This is a genomic window from Nocardia sp. NPDC058497 (assembly GCF_042720195.1).
In the GTDB taxonomy this organism is placed as follows: domain Bacteria; phylum Actinomycetota; class Actinomycetes; order Mycobacteriales; family Mycobacteriaceae; genus Nocardia.
The window spans coordinates 1-1,440 of sequence record NZ_JBHXMY010000952.1; the positions used below are offsets into that span (position 1 = coordinate 1).

The following is a 1,440-nucleotide window of genomic DNA, read 5'->3' on the forward strand; positions in this document are numbered from 1 at the left end:
GGGTGAATGGGGGGGGGGGTTTTTGGGGGCGGCCCGTTAACCGTCCCTGGGGGTCGTCAGGGCCCGGCGCGCGGGCATGTTCCCGGGGGGGGTGGGTTCCCCCCCCGGCGCCCACATCCCCCAGGGTGCGCCGGGTGCGGTGTGGCTCTCTGTCGGCAAGGCTGTCTGCCAGTAGCTGCGGATAGCCTTGGCGGATGTCTGGCCGGACGATTCGTTCTCGAAGGTCCTGCCACCAGTCACGTTGGCGCAGAATATGGGGCGCCTGGTTGTCGGTGAGATTGATCAGGGCGTCGTCATTGCGAACGACCAAGGGAGCCAAGGGGACACGTAGTAGCCGCGCCCAGTCCATCGTGACCTGGTGTGGGTGTATCCGTGCAGCTCCGGCTTCGACAGATTGGCCTGTGGGCAGGCGGATCGGCGCGGATCCACTCCCGGACAAGGTGTCTCCGTCCCGAAGAGTGAGGATACGCCCGCCCAGGGCTGCCCGCGCCTCGTAGACCTCGACGATGGCTCCCAAACCTGTCAGGGTGTACGCGCATGCGAGGCCGGCGATCCCGGCACCGACGATCGCGATACGGCGCCCGCGAAGAGCGGTGGCACCGGGTTGCATCGTGAGTTCGGGCGGCAGCAGCCAGTCCGAGCGTGCGGTACTCGAGAAGCGTCCCAGCACCCTCAGCGCGGTCACCGGTCGACCGGTCGTTCGGAACCGGATCGCAGCAGTCTGCGGTCGACCTTTCCAGCGGTCGTCAGCGGAAGGTGCTCGACCTGACGAAGCTGGCGCGGCATCGCATACGACGGCAAGACCGTGCGGAGATGATTCCGCATTTCCCGCATGGGCACAGTGCCGTCGGCGACATACACCGCGCTTATCTGGACTGTGCCATCCGTGCTGTTGGTGGTAAATGCTGCCGCATGCCGCACACGTTCATGGCATTCGAGCGCGGCGTCGACGTCGGTGAGTTCGATGCGGTACCCGTTCACCTTGACCTGGTCGTCGATACGGCCGCAGACATGAACAGTGCCGTCGGCAGCGACATGGCCGAGGTCTCCGGTGCGATACGCGCGGCCGTACCCGGGCAGGTCCACGAAACGACCGTCGTCGTCGGCAGGACGGACGTACCCGGCCGCGAGACCACGTCCGGTCAAGATGAGTTCCGTGGGCTCGTGCGCCGTGCTTCCTGGTGCGTGCACGGTAGTGCCGCCGAAAGGAAGGCCAACCGAGCCCAGGTTTTCGAGAGTGACGGTATGGAAGGTGCTCCAGATGGTTGCTTCGGTGGGACCATAGAAGTTCCTCACCACCGCATACTTCTCAACGAGCCGCTCTGCTAGTCCCGCATCCATGTATTCGCCGCCGCACCAGGCTTCGATCGAATCTGGAATCTTCAAATCGAATGCATCCAGAAGCTTGTAGAAACTCGTCGTGCCCGGAATGTTGCTGGG

2 protein-coding genes are annotated in these 1,440 nt (G+C 64.7%); both read right to left on the minus strand.

Annotation, left to right across the window (positions count from 1 at the left end; all coding sequences use genetic code 11):
• The coding region (locus ACFWPJ_RS32765; RefSeq protein ID WP_378857385.1) for an FAD-dependent oxidoreductase at nt 1-610 on the minus strand (610 nt) is incomplete at its 3' end.
• A gap of 71 nt (nt 611-681) precedes the next feature.
• A partial coding sequence (locus ACFWPJ_RS32770; protein WP_378857383.1) for an AMP-binding protein occupies nt 682-1,440 on the minus strand: 759 nt, incomplete at its 5' end.